General features: G+C 72.0%; 15 protein-coding genes and 2 tRNA genes. 10 read left to right on the forward strand and 7 right to left on the reverse strand.

Annotated elements, in window-relative coordinates; translation table 11 throughout:
* Positions 1–110: 110 nt before the first annotated feature.
* Together ACFWGP_RS18205 and ACFWGP_RS18210 are read right to left on the reverse strand one after the other, a co-directional pair.
* Positions 111–1,376, reverse strand: a complete 1,266-nt coding sequence (locus ACFWGP_RS18205) for an RNA polymerase sigma factor (RefSeq protein ID WP_376931533.1) — start codon at positions 1,374–1,376, stop codon at positions 111–113.
* A 55-nt stretch (positions 1,377–1,431) separates the two neighbouring features.
* Positions 1,432–1,785 (reverse strand): YciI family protein, encoded by a 354-nt coding sequence (locus ACFWGP_RS18210; RefSeq protein ID WP_231430828.1) that lies wholly within the window; start codon positions 1,783–1,785, stop codon positions 1,432–1,434.
* Between the two features lie 187 nt (positions 1,786–1,972).
* Between ACFWGP_RS18210 and ACFWGP_RS18215 the strand changes: the two genes are divergently transcribed.
* From ACFWGP_RS18215 to ACFWGP_RS18245, 7 genes are all read left to right on the forward strand, one after another.
* Positions 1,973–2,677, forward strand: coding sequence for a DUF998 domain-containing protein (locus ACFWGP_RS18215; RefSeq protein WP_231430829.1), 705 nt, complete (start codon positions 1,973–1,975; stop codon positions 2,675–2,677).
* Positions 2,678–2,755: 78 nt separating this feature from the next.
* Entirely contained in the window at positions 2,756–3,748 is a 993-nt protein-coding gene (locus ACFWGP_RS18220) for a DUF2332 domain-containing protein (protein WP_376931520.1), read from the forward strand.
* 9 nt (positions 3,749–3,757) lie between these two features.
* On the forward strand, positions 3,758–4,273 hold the full coding sequence (locus ACFWGP_RS18225; RefSeq protein ID WP_275506889.1) for a ribose-5-phosphate isomerase: 516 nt from the start codon (positions 3,758–3,760) through the stop codon (positions 4,271–4,273).
* Between the two features lie 4 nt (positions 4,274–4,277).
* Complete coding sequence (locus ACFWGP_RS18230) at positions 4,278–5,282, forward strand: Fpg/Nei family DNA glycosylase (RefSeq protein WP_231430832.1); 1,005 nt, start codon at positions 4,278–4,280, stop codon at positions 5,280–5,282.
* 81 nt (positions 5,283–5,363) lie between these two features.
* On the forward strand, positions 5,364–6,920 hold the full coding sequence (locus tag ACFWGP_RS18235) for a multicopper oxidase family protein (protein ID WP_376931521.1): 1,557 nt from the start codon (positions 5,364–5,366) through the stop codon (positions 6,918–6,920).
* Positions 6,910–8,322, forward strand: coding sequence for a sensor histidine kinase (locus ACFWGP_RS18240; RefSeq protein WP_376931522.1), 1,413 nt, complete (start codon positions 6,910–6,912; stop codon positions 8,320–8,322). The genes ACFWGP_RS18235 and ACFWGP_RS18240 overlap by 11 nt, the downstream gene beginning before the upstream one ends.
* A 123-nt stretch (positions 8,323–8,445) precedes the next feature.
* Complete coding sequence (locus ACFWGP_RS18245; protein ID WP_231430835.1) at positions 8,446–9,105, forward strand: response regulator transcription factor; 660 nt, start codon at positions 8,446–8,448, stop codon at positions 9,103–9,105.
* Between the two features lie 4 nt (positions 9,106–9,109).
* On the opposite strand, the gene ACFWGP_RS18250 is transcribed toward ACFWGP_RS18245, so the two are convergent.
* The 3 genes from ACFWGP_RS18250 to ACFWGP_RS18260 all read right to left on the reverse strand — a co-directional run bounded on the left by ACFWGP_RS18250 (position 9,110) and on the right by ACFWGP_RS18260 (position 11,453).
* Positions 9,110–9,808 (reverse strand): hypothetical protein, encoded by a 699-nt coding sequence (locus tag ACFWGP_RS18250; RefSeq protein WP_231430836.1) that lies wholly within the window; start codon positions 9,806–9,808, stop codon positions 9,110–9,112.
* Between the two features lie 49 nt (positions 9,809–9,857).
* Positions 9,858–10,766 (reverse strand): alpha/beta fold hydrolase, encoded by a 909-nt coding sequence (locus ACFWGP_RS18255; RefSeq protein ID WP_231430837.1) that lies wholly within the window; start codon positions 10,764–10,766, stop codon positions 9,858–9,860.
* A gap of 198 nt (positions 10,767–10,964) precedes the next feature.
* The gene (locus tag ACFWGP_RS18260; protein ID WP_231430838.1) at positions 10,965–11,453 is read right to left on the reverse strand and encodes a Dps family protein; all 489 of its coding nucleotides are present in this window, start codon (positions 11,451–11,453) and stop codon (positions 10,965–10,967) included.
* A 197-nt stretch (positions 11,454–11,650) separates the two neighbouring features.
* Between ACFWGP_RS18260 and ACFWGP_RS18265 the strand changes: the two genes are divergently transcribed.
* Positions 11,651–12,046, forward strand: a complete 396-nt coding sequence (locus tag ACFWGP_RS18265) for an SHOCT domain-containing protein (RefSeq protein ID WP_231430839.1) — start codon at positions 11,651–11,653, stop codon at positions 12,044–12,046.
* A gap of 77 nt (positions 12,047–12,123) precedes the next feature.
* On the opposite strand, the gene ACFWGP_RS18270 is transcribed toward ACFWGP_RS18265, so the two are convergent.
* Positions 12,124–12,194, reverse strand: a tRNA-Gly gene (locus ACFWGP_RS18270).
* A 66-nt stretch (positions 12,195–12,260) separates the two neighbouring features.
* Complete coding sequence (locus ACFWGP_RS18275; RefSeq protein ID WP_376931523.1) at positions 12,261–16,022, reverse strand: SCO7613 C-terminal domain-containing membrane protein; 3,762 nt, start codon at positions 16,020–16,022, stop codon at positions 12,261–12,263.
* A 171-nt stretch (positions 16,023–16,193) separates the two neighbouring features.
* Between ACFWGP_RS18275 and ACFWGP_RS18280 the strand changes: the two genes are divergently transcribed.
* Positions 16,194–16,267 (forward strand) — tRNA-Pro (locus ACFWGP_RS18280).
* Positions 16,268–16,317: 50 nt separating this feature from the next.
* Entirely contained in the window at positions 16,318–17,775 is a 1,458-nt protein-coding gene (gene tig / locus ACFWGP_RS18285) for a trigger factor (RefSeq protein ID WP_376931524.1), read from the forward strand.
* The last annotated feature ends 9 nt before the right edge of the window (positions 17,776–17,784 follow it).

The following is a 17,784-nucleotide window of genomic DNA, read 5'->3' on the forward strand; positions in this document are numbered from 1 at the left end:
GTCGGTGGAGTAGCCGGATGATCGGCACGGTCGCCTCAACCGCGCACGATCGACACGACCGCTGCGCCGAAGGCCGGGAGGGCGACCGGCGACGGGCGCCGCCGATCACCTCACCGATCGGACGGCGGCCGCCGCGCCGCTTCCGCTCGATGCAGCAGCAGTCGCCGCTCCCGTTCGTTCGCCGTCATCGCGGCGGCCCGGTCGAACTCGGCGGCAGCCTCGGCGCCGCGGCCCTGCTGCTCGAGGAGGTCGCCGCGCACGCTCGGCACGAGGTGGTAGCCGCGCAGCGCCTGCAGCTCGGCCAGCTGGTCGAGCAGTGCGAGCCCGGCCGCCGGTCCGTGGGCACGGGCGAGCGCGACGGCCCGGTTGAGCTCGGCGACGGGGGAGCCCGTGCGCCGGCCGAGCTGCTCGTAGAGGTCGGCGATGCGCGCCCAGTCGGTGTCGGCGACCGAGGCCGCACGTGCGTGCTCGGCGGCGATCTCCGCCTGCAGCGCGTACTGCCCGGGCCCCTCGCCGGCCACGGCGAGCGACTCCGCCCGCGCGAGGGCCTCGATGCCGCGGCGGATGCGCGAGGTATCCCATCGCCTGCGATCCTGAACGTCGAGCAGCACCGGTTCGCCGTCGGTGCCGGTGCGCGCGGCGAGCCGCGACGACTGGAGCTCCATGAGCGCCGAGAGCCCGTGCACCTCGGGATCCTCGGGCACGATCGCCGTGAGGATGCGCCCCAGCCGTACGGACTCGTCGCAGAGCGCCGGGCGGACCCAGTCGTCGCCCTCGGTCGCCGAGTAGCCCTCGTTGAAGAGGAGGTACACGACACGGAGCACGGTCTCGAGCCGTGCCGCGCGCTCGTCGCCGCTCGGCTCCTCGATCGCCGCCCCGGTGTCGGCGAGCGTGCGCTTCGCCCGTGAGACGCGCTGCGCGATCGTCGATTCGGTCGTGAGGAAGGCCCGCGCGATCTCTCTGGTCGTCAACCCGGCGACGAGCTTCAGCGTGAGCGTCGTCTGCGCCTCCTGCGTGAGCGAGGGGTGGCAGCAGATGAACATCAGCCGCAGCACGTCGTCCTCGACGTGGTCGATGCCCGCAGCCGGGTCGTCGTCGATCGTCTGCTCGAGCTCGCGCGCGAGCGCGGCCGCCGTCTCGTCGTTCCGTGCGCGACGCCGGAACGCGTCGACCGCCCGCCGCTTGGCCGTGGTCATGAGCCACGCGCCCGGGTTGTCGGGGATCCCCGACGCCGGCCACTGCGAGAGCGCCGCGATGACCGCGTCCTGCGCGACGTCCTCCGCGAGGCCGACGTCGCGCACGATGCGAACGAGCGCGGCGATGATGCGCGCCGACTCGAGCCGCCAGACCGCCTCGATCGCGGCGCGCGTGGTCATCTCGCTCACGGGTGCATGAGACCACGCGCGCCACGCGGCCGCAACCGCCGGGGCGTCAGAACTCTGCGATCTGCCGGATCTCGACGCTGCCGACGAATCCCGGCCAGAAGTCCTTGTGGATCTGCATGAGCCGTCGGCCGAGCTCGAGCGCCTCCTCCCGGGTGCCGACCTCGATCACGGCGTAGCCGCCGACGAGCTCCTTCGCCTCGGTGAACGGACCGTCGACGGCCTTGATGTCGCCGTCGGCCAGCGAGATGATCGCGCCGGTCTCGCTGGGCAGCAGTCCCCGGCTGTCGAGCAGCACGCCGTTCGCGCGGCCCCAGCGGTCGTACTCGGCCATCGCCTCGTAGACGGCCGGCGGCGTCTCGCCGTTCGACTCGCTCGACTTCATCATGCACAGGTAACGCATCGGATTCCTCCTCGATGAGGCCCGCCCGGGTGGCGTGTGCCTTCACGATAGCGTCGGCGGTTCCTGCCGGTTCTCGACATGGTCGCGAGAAATTCTGCGAATCGATGTCGAGATCGGATGCCTCGCGGCGACGCCATGGTGAACGACCCGGTCGATCGACCGGGTCACGACCGGAAGGAGCACCACCATGGATACCCGCATCGACCGCTCGAGCGCCGAACCGGGCGAGACCGCCGACCGACGACGTGCCGCCCGTGCCGGCGACCCCGCGACGCGCGGTCTCGTCGCCGCAGGGGTCGTCGCCGGACCGCTCTTCGTCGTGGTGGGCGTCGCGCAGGTCCTCACCCGCGAGGGATTCGATCTGGCCCGGCACCCGCTCAGCCTGCTCTCGCTCGGCGACCTCGGCTGGGTGCAGATCGCGAACTTCGTCATCGCGGGCGTGCTCATGCTCGCGTTCGCCGCGGGCGCTCGCCGGAGCCTCGGCGACGGGCCCGGACGCATCGCTGCCCCGGTGCTGTTCGCGCTCTACGGAGTCGGGCTCGTGCTCGGCGGGGCGTTCACCGCCGACCCGGCGCTCGGCTTCCCGGCCGGTGCGCCCGCCGGCACGCCGACCGAGCTGACCCTGCACGGGTGGCTGCACGCGTTCGCGGCGCCGCTTGCGTTCCTCGCGCTCGTCGCCGCGACGTGGGTCGTCGCCCGCCGACTCGCCTGGGAGGGGCACCGCGCTGCGGCGGCCTGGTCGCGGGTGATCGGCGTCGCCTGCCTCGTGCTCTGCGTCCCGTTCGGGCCCGGCATGAGCGTGCGGCTCCTCCTCGGCGTCGCCCTCGGATTCGCCTGGATCGCTGCGTACGCGATCTCGCTGCTCCGGCCGCCGATGACCGAGGACGTGTGAGGGAGCGCTCCGGCGACGGGATGCCGCAGCTCCCGCCGAGGCGTCCCCGTCGCCGCGCCGCAGGCGTAGCCTGACCCCATGCGCACCACCGTCGACAACGACGCCCCGACCGCCGAGCGCTACCGCGCGTTCGCCGAGGTCGAGGCCCGCGGGATGTCGGAGACGTACGATGCATGGGCGCTCGGCGTCGCCGACGACCCGGCGACGATCGCGCTCATCGACGAGCTTCCGCCGGCGAAGCGCCAGCCGAACCTCGTGTTCTCGGCCGCGCGATTCCGCGGTTCGGAACCGGCGCCGTACGACGACTTCAGGCGGTGGCTGGCGGCGCACTGGCCCGAGGTGCGCGAGACCGCCGAGACCCACGCCACCCAGACCAACGAAGCCGGCCGCTGCGCACTGCACGTTCCCGCGCTCGCCGAGATCCCGGGCCCGCTCGCGCTCCTCGAGGTCGGCGCCTCGGCGGGCCTCTGCCTGTACCCCGACCGGTACAGCTACCGATACCCGGGCCACGGGCGACTCGACCCGGCCGACGGCACGAGCCGCGTCATCCTCGACTGCGAGACGCGCGGCACCGAACCGGTGCCCGTACCCGCCAGCCTGCCCGAGGTCGCCTGGCGCGCCGGCATCGACCTCAATCCGCTCGACGTCACGGACCCCGACGACCTCGCCTGGCTCGACGCGCTCATCTGGCCCGAGCACGACGACCGCCGCGAGCGACTGCGCGCCGCGGCGACGATCGTCGCCGCCGATCCGCCGCGCCTCGAAGCGGGCGACCTCAACGAGCGGCTCGCCGCGCTCGCCGCGGAGGCGCCCGCCGAGGCGACCCTCGTCGTCCTCCACACCGCCGTCATCGCCTACCTCGACGAGGCCGCGCGCGCCCGGTTCGTCGAGACGGTGCGCGAGCTGCCGGGTCACTGGCTCTCGGTCGAGGGGCGATCGATCGTGCCGGGCATCCGCGTCCGCGACGACGTGCCCAACGATTCGACCGACTTCGTGCTCGCGCTCGACGGGGTGCAGCGGGCGTGGGCGCAGCCGCACGGGCGCGCCGTCACGTGGGTGCCGAATCCCTAGAATTGCTGCATGCGCATCCACATCGCGACCGACCACGCCGGCCTCGAATTCAGCCGGACCCTCCAAGCCCACCTGTCGAACGGCGGTCACGAGGTGATCGACCACGGCCCGGTCGAGTACGACGCGCTCGACGACTACCCGGCGTTCTGCATCAATGCCGCGCTCGGCGTCGCGCGCGACCAGGCCGCCGGCGTGAAGGCCCTCGGCGTCGTGTTCGGCGGCTCGGGCAACGGCGAGCAGATCGCCGCGAACAAGGTGAAGGGCATCCGCGCCGCCCTCGTCTGGAGCATGGACACCGCGATCCTCGCCCGGGAGCACAACGACGCCAACGTCATCTCGATCGGTGCGCGCCAGCACACCGTCGAAGAGGCGATCCGCTACATCGATGCGTTCATCGCCGAGCCGTTCTCGGGCGACGAGCGCCACGTGCGCCGCATCGCGCAGCTCGCCGAGTACGAGACGACGGGCGACATCGCAGGCAAGGGCGTGGACGTCGAGCCGCGCGCCGAGGCGCCGGCGGAGTAGCAGGGTGCCCGAAGGCCACTCGGTCCACCGCATCACCCGGCAGTTCGAGCGCAACTTCGTCGGCCACGTCGTGCACGCCTCGAGCCCGCAGGGCCGGTTCGCCGTCGGCGCCGCCGAGCTCGACGGCCGACGCATGATCGATGCGCGCGCCGTGGGAAAGCAGATGTTCCTCGGATTCGAGGGCGACGTCTGGCTGCGCGTGCACCTCGGCATGTACGGTGCCTGGGACTTCGCGGGCGACATCCTCATGGATGCCACGATCGCATCGGCGAACGGGCGCATGGGGCAGACGAACCAGCGCGGCACGTTCCTCGACGCGCCCAACCCCGACGCCGTCGTCTTCGACTCGGCCGGAGAGAACTCGCTCACCTCGATCGGGGCGCCCCGCACGACGCGGCTGCGCATGTCGGAATCCGAGAAGGAGGGCAACGGCCTCGAGACGTTCCCGCCCGAACCGATCGGGCAGGTGCGGGTTCGGCTGCTCACCGACACGATCTGCGCCGACCTCCGCGGGCCGACCGCGTGCGAGGTGCTCGACCCCGCCCAGGTCGAGGCGATCGTCGCGAAGCTCGGCCCCGACCCGCTGCTCGATCCAGGCGCCGTCGCCGAGGAGCGCTTCACGAGCGTCGTCCGCAAGAAGCCGACGCCCATCGGGCTGCTGCTCATGGATCAGAACGTCGTCGCCGGCATCGGCAACGTCTACCGCGCCGAGCTGCTGTTCCGGGCGCGCCTCAATCCGCACACGCCGGGCAAGCAGGTGCCCGAGGAGCTCGTGCGCGAGCTCTGGCGCGATTGGTCGAAGCTCTTGCGCATCGGCGTCGAGACCGGCCAGATGATGACGATGGACGACCTCGACCCCGAGGCGTACCGCGCCGCCATGGCGAGCCGCGAAGACCGGCACTGGGTGTACAAGCGCGAAGGCCTGCCGTGTCGGGTCTGCGGCACGCACATCGTGCTCGAAGAGATGGGCGCCCGCAAGCTCTACTGGTGCCCGTCCTGCCAGGCGTGACGGCACGGTGGGGATAACCCCCGCCGCGATCCGGGCGCACGCCGGCTGTGCTGGCTGCGCGCCGCTCGCGAGGCTGGAGGCATGCTTCAGACACGTCTCCGCAGGCCGCGCGCCGCAATCGGCAGCGCCATCGCCGCCATCGCCGCCGGCGGCCTCGTCGCCGTCGCCTTCGCCGGTTGCGGCCTCGTCACCCCCGCTCCGGTCTCCACGATCGGGAAGGTCGACTTCGACCGCCCGCTCGTGATCCCGCCGCTCGCCGAATCGACGGTCGACGCCGGCGGAACCCGCGTCTTCTCCCTCGAGGCGCAGGCCGGCGCGACCGAGTTCGAGCCGGGCGAACCGAGCGACACGTGGGGGTTCAACGGCAGCTACCTCGGCCCGACGCTCGTCGCCGACCGCGGCGAGCACGTGCGCGTCGAGGTGACGAACTCGCTCGACGAACCGACGACCGTGCACTGGCACGGCATGCACCTGCCGCCCGAGATGGACGGCGGTCCCCACCAGATGGTCGAACCGGGCGCCTCGTGGTCGCCCGAGTGGGACATCGACCAGCAGGCGGCGACCCTCTGGTACCACCCCCACCCGCACGGCGAGACCGAGGACCACGTCGCACGCGGACTCGCCGGCATGTTCATCCTCCATGACGAGCACGAGCGCTCGCTCGGGCTGCCGGGCGAGTACGGCGTCGACGACATCCCGGTCATCGTGCAGGACACGGGGTTCTCGGCCGAGGGCGAGCAGGAATCGAAGCAGCGCACCTACGCGGGCGGGCTCGGCGACGAACTCCTCGTGAACGGCACGCGCAGTCCCTACCTCGAGGTGACCGACGAGCTCGTTCGACTGCGGCTGCTCAACGCCTCGACGGCGCGCACCTACGCGTTCACCTGGAGCGACGCCCGCCCCGTCCAGCTCATCGCGACCGACGGCGGCCTGCTCGAGACATCCGTCGAGCTCGACCAGGTGCGCCTGTCGCCCGGCGAGCGCGCCGAGGTCCTGCTGCGGGTCACGCCCGGCCAGCGCGTGGTGCTGCAATCGAGGATGACGCCCGAGGTCGCCGGCCTCGTCGGGCCGGTCGCGGCGACGAACGGCGGCAGCGACGCGTTCGACGTCCTCGAGGTGCGCGCTGGGGACGCGCTCGAGCCGGCGCCAGCGGTGCCGGCGCAGCTCAACACGATCGACGACATCGACGAGACCGAGGTCGCGACGACCCGACGTTTCGAACTCAGCGACAGCTTCGAGATCAACGGCGAGGCGATGGACATGGGGCGCATCGACGAGACCGTCACGGTCGACACGCTCGAACGATGGGTGGTCGAGAACGCGACGCAGGTGCCCCACAGCTTCCACGTGCACGACGTGCAGTTCCGCATCGCCTCGATCGGCGGCGAGGCGCCCCCGCCCGAGCTCTCGGGCTGGAAGGACACGATCTTCACCGAGCCCGAGACCGAGTACGAGCTGCTGATGCGGTTCGAGGACTACACCGACACCGACACGCCGTACATGTACCACTGCCACCTGCTGTGGCATGAGGACCAGGGGATGATGGGGCAGTTCGCCGTCGTCGAACCAGGTCAGTCCGCGACCCTCGATCCCACCGGGTCTGCCACGATGACGGGAGGAACCCACCATGAGCACTGAGGCGACGAGCACCGAGGCGATGAGCACCGAGGCGATGACCACGAACACCACGACCGATGCCGCGCCGCGGCGCCGCGGCTACTGGGCGCTGTGGGCGACCGTGCCCAGGGAGTTCGCCTTCCTCATCCTGACGATGCCGATCGCGATCACGGCGCTCGTGCTGCTGTCGACGACCTTCTTCACGGGGCTCGGCCTGATCTTCCTCGTCTTCGGCATCTTCATCGTGGTCGCCTCGATGTTCATGGCGCGCGGCTTCGGCACGCTCGAGCTGGTACGGCTGCGCTGGGCCGGTCGCCGCGAGGTCGCCCGCCCCGCCTGGGAGCGGGGCGATCGCGACCAGGGCTTCTGGCGCACGATGTTCGCGCCCTTCATCGACGGGCACTACTGGCTGTACCTGCTGCACGGGCTCGTCGTGAACCCGATCGTCAGCATCGTCTCGTGGAGCCTGACCGTCGCCTGGACCTCGGTCGCGCTCGCCGGCACGACGGGCTGGATCTGGCAGCGCTACATCCCCGACGGTCGCGCCGACGACGACTTCTGGCTGTTCGACACCGTGCTCGACTTCCTGTTCCCGGGCAACACGTGGCAGTTCGACCCGCGGGTCGGCGAGACCGTCTTCGAGCTCATCCTCGGCGTGATCTTCCTCGCGACGCTGCCCTACGTCTTCCGCGGGCTCACGCTCCTGCACGACGTGGTCGCGCGCGGAATGCTCGGGGCATGGCGGTCCGAGGCCCTCGAGCGCGAGGTCGCGCAGCTGGCTGCTTCGCGCGGCGCCGCCGTGCAGGCCGAGGACGCCTCGCTGCGACGTCTCGAGCGGGACATCCACGACGGGCCGCAGCAACGGCTCGTGCGCCTGCAGATGGACCTCGCGGCCATCGAGCGCAAGCTCGACCGCGATCCCGAGTCGGCGCGCGAACTGCTCGGCGAGGCGCGCGACCAGGCGCGGGAGACGCTCGACGAACTCCGTGCGCTCTCACGCGGTTTCGCCCCGCCGATCCTGCAGGACCGGGGGCTCGCCGTCGGCCTCGAATCGCTCGCCGCGCGCAGCCCCGTGCCGGTCGCGGTCCAGATCACGCTGCCCGAGGATGCCTCGCTGCCGGCCCCGATCGAACGGAACGTCTACTTCGTGGCCGCCGAACTCCTGACCAACGCGGCGAAGCACGCCGAGGCGACGAGCGTGCGGCTCGCCGTCTCGACGCGCGACACCGGCGCCACGGGGCACTGGGTCGACGTCTGGGTGACCGACAACGGCCGGGGCGGCGCATCGACGGTGCCCGGGCACGGACTCGCCGGACTCGCCGAGCGGGTCAACGGTCTGCGCGGACTGTTCGTGGTCGACAGCCCCGCCGGCGGCCCGACGACGATCGGCGCGCACATCCCGTACAGCCCGCTGGTCGGGTAGCCGCGAGCCGCGCCGGCGGTCGAGCGACGACGGCACCGGGGCGTTCGAGCGGCGACGGAGGGGCAAGACCCCGCCCCGGCGCACGCCCGCCCCGGGTCGTCCGCCCCCGATAATGTGGGGGGCATGACCGACTCGGCCCGGCCCCTCCGCATCGTCCTCGCCGAAGACTCGGTGCTCCTGCGCGAGGGGCTCGTGCGCCTCTTCGACGAGGCCGGCTTCGAGACGGTCGCCGCCTACGGCGAAGCCGACTCCCTGCTCGCCGCGATCGACGAGACGGATCCCGACCTCGCCGTGCTCGACGTGCGCATGCCGCCCACGTTCCGCGACGAGGGCGTTCGCGCGGCGATCGAGCTGCGCAAGCGCCGCCCCGGACTCGGCGTGCTGCTGCTCAGCCAGTACGTCGAGGGCACGTACGCGCACGAGCTCCTCTCGTCGGGCGAGGGGGGCATGGGCTACCTGCTGAAAGACCGGGTGGCCTCCCTCGACGAACTCGAGGACGCGGTCGAACGGGTCAGCGAGGGCGGCACGGTGCTCGACCCCCAGGTCGTGCGCGAACTGCTCGCCCGGCGCAGCGACCCGCTCGCCACCCTGACCCCGCGCGAGCGGGAGGTCATGGAGCTCATGGCCGAGGGCCGCACGAACGCCGGCATCGCGAAGCAGCTCTTCATCGGGGTCGGCGCGGTCGAGAAGAACGTGACGTCGATCTTCCAGAAGCTCGGCCTCGAGGATTCGGGCACCGATCACCGGCGCGTCCTCGCGGTGCTCACCTGGCTGCAGCGCTGAACGCTCACCGCGTCGTGCCCCGCAGCGGTGCGTGGGCGGCGAACACTCCGCGATAGCTGCGATAGCCCCGCAGCATCCAGAGCACGAACTGGGCGACGGCGGCGAGCGCGCCGAGGGCGATCGACCACGCGATCGACCCGGTCGCAGCGAAGACCAGTGCGCCGATGAAGAGGCCGACGAGCGCCGTGTTCACCACGAGCATGACCATCATCGAGCTCGCGAACACCTGCGAACGATCGCGCGCCGCGAACGGGAAGTAGGTCGTCTTCGCGCCGGCCTCGTCGTCGGTCGTACCGGTCATGAGATAGGGCTCGATGCCGGGGTCGAGATCCACGTACGCCCGGCGGAGGCGGTTCATCGCGAGGACGTAGACGAGGTCCTCGGTCGCCGTGTTGAACACCCGCAGCTGGGTGATCACCCCGAGCAGCACCAGCAGTGCGAGCACCCCGAGGGCGGCCGCGCCGAACCACCCGCGGAAGCCGGTCGCGTTGCCGAGCACGCCGAGCGAGACGAGTCCCGCCGACACGAGGGTGAGGAAGATCGCGATGCGGGTGAGCACCTCGCTCTGCGTGGTGCTCCTCGATGCGAGCAGGCTCCAGTGCTCGGTCGCGAGCATCTGCGCGCGCAGCGATCGCTGCGCATCGCTCAACGATGCGGTGTCGCCGTGGGTCGACGGCTCGGGCTCGGGTTCGACCGTCGCCATATCGGCATTCTCCACCCGGGCCGGGCGGCCCGCCATCCTCGCGGCGTGTTCAGTCGTCGGAGTCGTCGCGGCGCGCGCCTCGATGCAGCTCGATGACCTTGGTCTCGCCGGGGGAGTCGGGGTCGTCGGTGATCGGCTCATCGGCCATGAACTGCCGGATGATGTGCGCGAGCTCGCCGGGGTGGCTGAAATTGATGGCGTGCGCCGCGCCCTCCATCACGACGACGATCACGTCGGTGTCGACATGGGCGACGACCTCGTGCACGCGCGCCGGGTCGGGCATGAGCGGGTCGCGGTCGCCGATGACGGCCAGGATCGGCACCGGCAGCGAGAGGAGGCGCTCGAGCGTGGGGTACCGGGTCAGTGCGCCGAACATCTTGACGGTGCTCGCGACGCCGAACTTCAGGTAGTCGGGTGCGGCGACGCGCACCATGCGCTTCGGCTCGCGGCCGCCGTCGCGCGCGAGCTGCACCATCGCGCGGGCGAGGGGTTGGTTGTGGTAGCCGCCGGCCGGCGAGACGAGGATCGCCCGCTCGAGGCGGTCGGGGAAGTGGTGGCCGAACTCGCAGATCACCGGGCAGCCCATCGAGTTGCCCACGAGGGTGGCCTTCTCGATGCCGCGGTCGTCGAGGAACCTGGCGGCCGCCTCTGCGAGCGAGCTCAGGGTGAGGCCTTCCGAGCGCGAGCGCCGTGCGCTGCGCCCGAAACCCGGCAGGTCGGGCACGAGCGTGTGGAAGTCGTCGGCGAGGAGTTCGGCGGTGGGCAGCAGGTAATGCCCCGACAGCCCGAACCCGTGCACGTGCATGACGACGGGAGCGCCGGGCGGCGGCGCCGGCGACTCCCGGTAGAAGACGTCGAGGCCGTCGACGTTGGTCCAGTGCTCGGCGAGCTTCGACTGCGGGCGCTTGGGCGTCTTGCGCTCCCGATGCCGGTTCGAGGCTGCCTCTGTGCTCGCCATCGTCGCATCCCCTTCCGTCGTGCCGCCCGGTCGGTTTCGGGCCCTGGGACGATTCTCGCGCACCCGCGGCACGTGCGGTTCGTGCGAACCGCGTGAAATCCCGCCCGCTGCCGCGTCGGAGACGGCTCGGGCCCGGACGCCGGGCCACCGGGGCGCCCGGCGTGCGGCATCCGGGCCCGTCAGCCCGTCGGGAGTCGCCTACTCGACGGCGATGTGCGAGAACAGGAACCAGCGGTCCTTGTCGAGGCCGCGACGGATCTCGATCACCACGTCCTGGCTGGCGGGGTCGAGGTCGGCGAGCCCGTCGATCGCGGCGTTGACCTTCTCGGTCGCGAGGTCGATCTGGGTCACGACGCCCGTGATCGCCTCCTCGTACGAGAGGAAGCCGAGCTTCGGGTCCTTGGCGCCGCTCTTCGCGGCGACGGTCCCGAGGCGCCCGTCGATCGGCAGCCCGAGGGCGACGACGCGTTCGGCCGCGAGGTCGGCCCACTCCTGCGCGTGGGCGACGACGTCGTCGAGCAGTTCGTGCACGGCGATGAAGTTCGCGCCGCGAACGTGCCAGTGCGCCTGCTTGCCGTTGACGACGAGGGCGACGAGCTCATGCACGACGGGGGTGAGGTACTGGGCGACGCCTGCGGCGACGTCGGCGTTCGAGCCGGTCTTCGGTGCGGTCTGGATGTCGGTCATCGTGTCCACCTTCCCTGGAGTATGTCCTCCTCAACGCTACGCACCTGCCCCGGTATTTCAAGGAAGGGTAGGCAGGGCTGGCTTCCTGACACGGCATGGCCGACAATGACCGGATGTCGCGGCGCAGTGCCGCGCGTCATGCTCGCGTTCCGTGCCGTCGAACCGATAATTTGGCCGCACGAACGAAAGGGTCTGCCATGTACTTCCTCAACAGCGTGTGGGACTGGTTCTGGTTCCTCTTCTGGATGTTCGCCTACGTGGCGTACATCTTCGCGCTCGTCTACATCCTCATCGACATCTTCCGCGACCACGAGCTGAACGGGTGGGCCAAGGCGGCCTGGACGATCTTCCTGATCTTCGTGCCGTTCATCACCGCGCTCGTGTACCTGATCGCGCGCGGCAACGGCATGGCGGAGCGTGCGGGGCGCAAGCAACGCGAGTACCAGGAGTACAGCGAGGAGTACATCCGCTCGGTCTCGTTCGCGAATCCCGCCGACGAGATCGCGAAGGCGAAGGCGCTGCTCGACGCGGGCACGATCACGCAGGGCGAGTTCGAGGCGATCAAGAACAAGGCGATCGGCAACAAGTACTGAGCAGGAGAACGGTACTGAGCCGGAGATACCAGAACGGCCCCGCGACGGTGTCGCGGGGCCGTTCTCGTTGCGCTCGGAGGGGATGACGGGAATCGAACCCGCGTAATCAGTTTGGAAGACTGAGGCTCTACCATTGAGCTACATCCCCGCGACCCGCTCGCGGGCCATGGATCATCGTAGTACACGGCGGCGGCCCGCCCGTGCACGTGGGCGCCTACCTGAGCGCCGCGATCGAGCCGATCGTCGAGCGGGCGAACCGCAGCTGCCGCTCGTACGTCGCCGCGAGCACGACGAGGAGCACACCGGCGATGCCGAGCCACAGCCACCACCACACCGCCTCGTAGAGCGTCGCGATGTACGGCCACAGCTGCACGACGGCGTGGACGAGCAGCACGCCGCCGCCGATCAGCACGGGTGCCTGGAGCCGGCGCACGACGCCGACGACGAGCACGGTCAGGCTCGCGACGCCGAGCGCGACGACGCGCCACAACTGCGGGTCCGTGAAGTCGGCGACGAGCGGTGGCACGAGCAGGACGGCGAGCCCGGCGCCGAGCGCCGGCCAGCTGCCGAGCGCGGGGGAGCGGCGCATGGCGAGCACTCCTGCGACCGTGAACGCGAGGCCGACCGGCACGGTGACGAGGTCGAACGGCTCGACACTCCCGCGAGCCAGCACGATGACGCCGCCGATCACGAGGATGCCGCGCGTCGTCCACGCGAACACCGGGCCGGCGACGGGCCTGGCACGGACCGCGACGCCGACGACGTGCGCCACGGCGACGGCCCAGAAGAGCACGGCCGTGCGGGCGAGCGGGTGCTCATCGGAGACGATCGCGAGGAGCGTGGGCAGCACGGCGAGCACGAGCGACGCCGCCAGTGACACCTCGGCGAGCCACGCGGGCCGCGACTCAGAGCGGGCCCAGACCAGGGCGACGACGACGCCGGCGGCGAGCGCCACGGCGGGCCACAGCTCGATCGGGTCGGCGCCCTCGACGCCGCGGGCGAGTGCGAGCCCGCGAACGATCGCGGCGCCGCTCAGTGCCGTCCAGCCCGTCGCGACGACGAGGAGCCGTGCCGGGACCCCGCCGAGGGACGTCGGCAGGAACCCGCCCGCGATCGCGACCACCGCGCCGCCACCGACGAGCACGAGGGTGCGGAGCGCCGAGTCGCCGGCCGACGCCACGCTCGGCAGCACCGCGATCGCCGCGGCCGTGCCGAACAGCGCCGTCCTGCCGGCGTCCGCCGCAGCCTTCGCGGGGCGCCGCCACGCGATCAGCGTGCCGCAGCCGGCGACGACGACCGCGAGCGGAAGCGTGTAGGCCTCGGCCGTCTCGACGCCGTCGCCGAGGAGCCAGGCCCACACCGAGCCGATCGCGAGCACCGGCGTCAGCCAGCCGACGTGGCGCCACGGCGCATCGCCCGCGATCGGGTCGCCGGCGATGGCGGCGAGCACGATCGGCACCGGTGCCAGGACCGCGAGGACGAGCCAGGGCTCGCCGGCGGGCGCGGTCGTCATCGCGAGCGTCGCGGTGCCGAGCACGGCGACGGCGGCCACCCAGGCGATGGTCGCCGCGCCGGCGCGGTGGCGCGCCACGAGGTGCGCGATCGCCGCGGTCGCGAGCGTCGTCGCGGCCAGGGCGTACCCGATCGCCCGGGATCCGGCGAGCTCGAGGGTGATCAGCGCGACCGCGACGCCCAGGCTGAGCGGTGCGACCGCGGCGAACGCGATCCTGAGCCCCGACGGTGCCGACCGACGGAGCCCCACGGCCGCAGCGAGGGTCAGGACCGCCGCAGGCGTCCACCGCCATGACGCATCCGTCGTCGTGAATGCAAGTGCCGCCACGGCGATGATCGCCGTGGCCAGCATCGGAATCGCGAAGGCGAGCCGGTCTCCGGGCGTGGCGACCGCGACGAGCATCGCGAGTCCGAGCAGGAGCGAGGTGCCGAGGCCCGCGATGATCCATCCGGTCGTCACGGGCTGCGCGAGGGGCACGCCGACGGCGTCGAGCCACCAGGCGAACGAGCCGAGCGTCGTGACGAGCAGCGCGCTCGCGAGCACGACGTGGACGAGCCCGATCGGCCGGGCGCCCCTCGACCAGATGACGGCGGCGAGCACCCGTCCCGCGAACGCCGCCGCGATGACGACGGCGCTCGCCCACGGCCAGACACCGGGATCACCGAAGCCGAGCCACCAGCCGAGTCCGGCGGCGGACGCCCCGGCGACCGCGAGCACGGTCGTGAGGCCGGGCACCCGGCGTCCCGCGAGCGCGGCCCAGACCAGTGCTCCGACTGCGATGGCGAGCCAGACGGCGGCCGACGCCCACGCCGGGTCGACGACGGCGCCGACGACGATCAGCGCTGCCAGCACGGCACCGATGGGCACGGCGGCGACGCCGCGGAGCCGGCCGAGGAGGGCGAGCACCGCGGTGCTGACGACGGCGATCACGAGCGGCACGAGCACCGCACCGAGTTCGGCCTCGTCGTCGAGGCGGAACGCCGATCCGGCGCGGAACGGGCCGGTCGGCAGGGTGCTGCCGAACACCTTCGCACCCACCGCGGCCGCGCCTACGGCGAGACCGGGAAGCGCGGCCGCAGCGGCGACCGCGGCCGCGGCGACCAGTGCCACGAGCCATGCGCGCGCCCCACTGAGCCGGTGGACGAGTGCGAGCAGGCACACGACGGCCCCGGACGCCGCGGGAGCGAGCCAACTCGCGGGGCCGGCCGGAAGCTCCGACGCGATGGCCGCGGCGGGCGCGATCGCCGCAGCGAGGCCGAGGCCCGCCGCGGCGACGTCGGTCCACACCCCCGAGACCGCCGCAGCGCGCATGCGCAGGGCGGCCAGCACGACCAGCCAGGCGACCGCGACGAGTCCGAAGGTCCACAGCTCGGGCCACGCTGCCTCGGGCAGCGCCCAGACCGCGACGACGAACGCCAGCGCACCGCCCGCGAACCCGCCCGAGAGCAGGATCGTGCGCTCGACGCGCGTCGGCACCAGCACGCCGACAGCGCCGACGAGGGTCATCGCGAGTCCGCCGACCCACGCACCGGTCGCGACCTCGGTCTCGGGCGCGGCCTGGACGCCGAGCAGGAACGCGGCGACCGGGATCAGCGCCGCTGCGGCGAACCCGGGCACGCGGATCCCGGTGACGACGCGGGTGAGGGCGAGGAGGCCGGCGACGACGAGGAGGGCGCCGCCCGTGTAGCCGGCCGAACCGAGCGCGTCCGTCCCGAAGAGTCCGTTCGCGCGCACGATCCAGACGTCCAGCAGCAGCAGGACCACCGCGACCGCGGCGACACCCTCGGCCGTGCCCGGCAGACGGCGCGCCCGCAACAGCCAGGCGACACCGAGCACGAGCACGCTCGCGGCGGCGATGATGACGGACCGCACCTCCAGGCCGGCCACGAGGTAGGCCACGAAGAGGAACACGATCGCGGTGATCGAGATGAGCACGACGCCGAGCGCGAGCAGGAAGACCTGCACGCCCGACCGGCGGCGGGGGGCATCGCCCACGACGGGCGCGAGCGGCGACGACGGCTGCCGGTCCGCGGTGGCCGCGACGGGCGACGGCGAGACGGCGGGCGGTGCGGGCCGCGCGACGACGTGCTCGGCCGGCACCGTGCCAGGCACCGGCGGGGCCACCGGCATGACGATCGGCTGCGACGGGGGCGCGGCCGGCGCGGGCCGGGCGACGACCGCGGTCGACGCCGAAACCGGTGCGACGAGGGTCGCCGCCTGAGCCGCGCCGACCTCGGCGAGCAACCGCTGACGGGCGGTCTCCGCCTCGCGCACCCGTTCTCCTGCGGCGAGCAGTCGCGTCGCGTCGGGAGTCGACAGGTCGAGGCCGCACATCCCGCAGTGCGATGACGCGAGGCGCTCGAAGCACGACGGGCAGAGCGTCGTGTCGGTGAAGTGCGCGGGCGAGGTCGGCCAGCGACGGAGTCCGGGGGAGATTGGCCCGGCGGAGCGGCGGTCGGTCATGCGCACACTCTGCCATGGCGGTTCGACGGTGTGCACGCGCCATCCACAACCGCAGGTCGACCGAGCGCACAGCGCCGGCCTGCGCGCGTGCAGTAGACTTTCCGGGGTCCCTCGGCCCGACGTGTGCTTCGGCATGCCCGCGCCGGTGGTCCGACGAGTTGAGTCGCGACTCGGGGCGTAGCTCAGCTTGGTAGAGCGCCCGCTTTGGGAGCGGGAGGTCGCAGGTTCGAATCCTGTCGCCCCGACGAGTCGATCCGACTCGACACGAACTTCCACACAACAGGAGAACTTCCCCATGCCGACCACTTCGGTTGAGAAGCTGAGCCCGACGCGCGCCAAGCTCACCATCTCGGTGACGCCCGAGGAGCTGAAGCCCAGCATCACCCACGCCTACAGCCACATCGCCGAGCAGGTCAACGTGCCCGGCTTCCGCAAGGGCAAGGTGCCGCCCCCCATCATCGACCAGCGGGTCGGCAAGGCCGCCGTGCTCGAGCACGCGGTGAACGAGGGCCTCGACGGCTTCTACCGCGCCGCCGTCGCCGAGCACGAGCTGCGCCCGATGGGCCGCCCCGAGGCCGACATCGTCGAGTGGCCGAGCGAGAAGGACTTCTCCGGCGACCTGCTGCTCGCCATCGAGGTCGACGTGCGTCCCGAGATCGAGCTTCCCGCATACGACGGCCTCGAGCTGACGGTCGACTCCGTCGAGGTCGGCGACGACGAGATCGAGGCCGAGCTCGAGCGCCTGCGCAGCCGCTTCGGCACGCTCATCACGGTCGACCGCCCGGCCAAGACGGGCGACTTCGTCACGCTCGACCTCGTCGCGACGATCGACGGCGCCGAGGTCGACAAGGCCAGCGGCATCTCGTACGAGCTCGGCTCGGGCGAACTGCTCGAGGGCATCGACGAGGCGCTCGACACCCTGTCGGCCGACGAGTCGACCACCTTCTCGTCGAAGCTGCTCGGCGGCGACCACGAGGGCGAGACCGCCGAGATCAGCGTCACCGTCACCGCCGTCAAGGAGCGCGAGCTCCCCGAGGCCGACGACGACTTCGCGCAGATCGCGAGCGAGTTCGACACCCTCGCCGAGCTGAAGGACTCGCTCAAGGAGCAGGCCGGACGCAACAAGGTCTTCGGCCAGGGCAACCAGGCCCGCGACCTGCTCGTCGACAAGCTCCTCGAGCTCGTCGAGGTCCCCGTCGCCCAGGGCGTCATCGACGACGAGGTGCACCGCCACCTCGAGAGCGAGAACCGCCTCGAGGACGACGAGCACCGCGCCGAGGTCGCCGAGGCGAGCGAGAAGGCGTTCAAGACGCAGATCCTGCTCGACGCGATCGCGGAGGCCGAGAAGGTCCAGGTCAGCCAGGAGGAGCTCACCCAGTACCTCGTGCAGGGCGCAGCCCAGTACGGCATGGACCCCAACGAGTTCGTTCAGATCCTCAGCCAGCAGGGCCAGATCCCCGCCATGGTCGGCGAGGTCGCGCGCAACAAGGCGCTCGCGATCGCGCTCGGCAAGGCGAAGGTGACGGATGCCTCGGGCAACGCCGTCGACCTCTCCGAGTTCACCGCCGTCGCCGGCGACGACGAGGCCGAGGAGGCCGTCGAGGCCCCCGCCGAGGAGAAGAAGCCCGCCGCGAAGAAGCGCGCGCCGAAGAAGGCCGCGGCAGAGGCTCCCGCCGAGGAGGCGGCCGAGGCCCCGGCCGAGGAGAAGAAGCCGGCTCGCAAGCGCGCGCCGAAGAAGGCCGACGCGGAGTAATCCTGCATC

It is taken from the genome of Agromyces sp. NPDC127015 (assembly GCF_042725165.1).
Lineage (GTDB): Bacteria > Actinomycetota > Actinomycetes > Actinomycetales > Microbacteriaceae > Agromyces > Agromyces chromiiresistens.

Excerpts from the sequence above, each read along its gene's own strand:
- ACFWGP_RS18260 (WP_231430838.1), bottom strand. The coding sequence starts at position 11,453 with ATGACCGACATCCAGACCGCACCGAAGACCGGCTCGAACGCCGACGTC.
- ACFWGP_RS18265 (WP_231430839.1), top strand. The coding sequence starts at position 11,651 with ATGTACTTCCTCAACAGCGTGTGGGACTGGTTCTGGTTCCTCTTCTGG.
- ACFWGP_RS18215 (WP_231430829.1), top strand. The coding sequence starts at position 1,973 with ATGGATACCCGCATCGACCGCTCGAGCGCCGAACCGGGCGAGACCGCC.
- ACFWGP_RS18255 (WP_231430837.1), bottom strand. The coding sequence starts at position 10,766 with ATGGCGAGCACAGAGGCAGCCTCGAACCGGCATCGGGAGCGCAAGACG.
- ACFWGP_RS18220 (WP_376931520.1), top strand. The coding sequence starts at position 2,756 with ATGCGCACCACCGTCGACAACGACGCCCCGACCGCCGAGCGCTACCGC.
- ACFWGP_RS18240 (WP_376931522.1), top strand. The coding sequence starts at position 6,910 with ATGAGCACTGAGGCGACGAGCACCGAGGCGATGAGCACCGAGGCGATG.
- ACFWGP_RS18245 (WP_231430835.1), top strand. The coding sequence starts at position 8,446 with ATGACCGACTCGGCCCGGCCCCTCCGCATCGTCCTCGCCGAAGACTCG.
- ACFWGP_RS18275 (WP_376931523.1), bottom strand. The coding sequence starts at position 16,022 with ATGACCGACCGCCGCTCCGCCGGGCCAATCTCCCCCGGACTCCGTCGC.
- tig (WP_376931524.1), top strand. The coding sequence starts at position 16,318 with ATGCCGACCACTTCGGTTGAGAAGCTGAGCCCGACGCGCGCCAAGCTC.
- ACFWGP_RS18210 (WP_231430828.1), bottom strand. The coding sequence starts at position 1,785 with ATGCGTTACCTGTGCATGATGAAGTCGAGCGAGTCGAACGGCGAGACG.
- ACFWGP_RS18250 (WP_231430836.1), bottom strand. The coding sequence starts at position 9,808 with ATGGCGACGGTCGAACCCGAGCCCGAGCCGTCGACCCACGGCGACACC.
- ACFWGP_RS18205 (WP_376931533.1), bottom strand. The coding sequence starts at position 1,376 with ATGACCACGCGCGCCGCGATCGAGGCGGTCTGGCGGCTCGAGTCGGCG.
- ACFWGP_RS18225 (WP_275506889.1), top strand. The coding sequence starts at position 3,758 with ATGCGCATCCACATCGCGACCGACCACGCCGGCCTCGAATTCAGCCGG.
- ACFWGP_RS18235 (WP_376931521.1), top strand. The coding sequence starts at position 5,364 with ATGCTTCAGACACGTCTCCGCAGGCCGCGCGCCGCAATCGGCAGCGCC.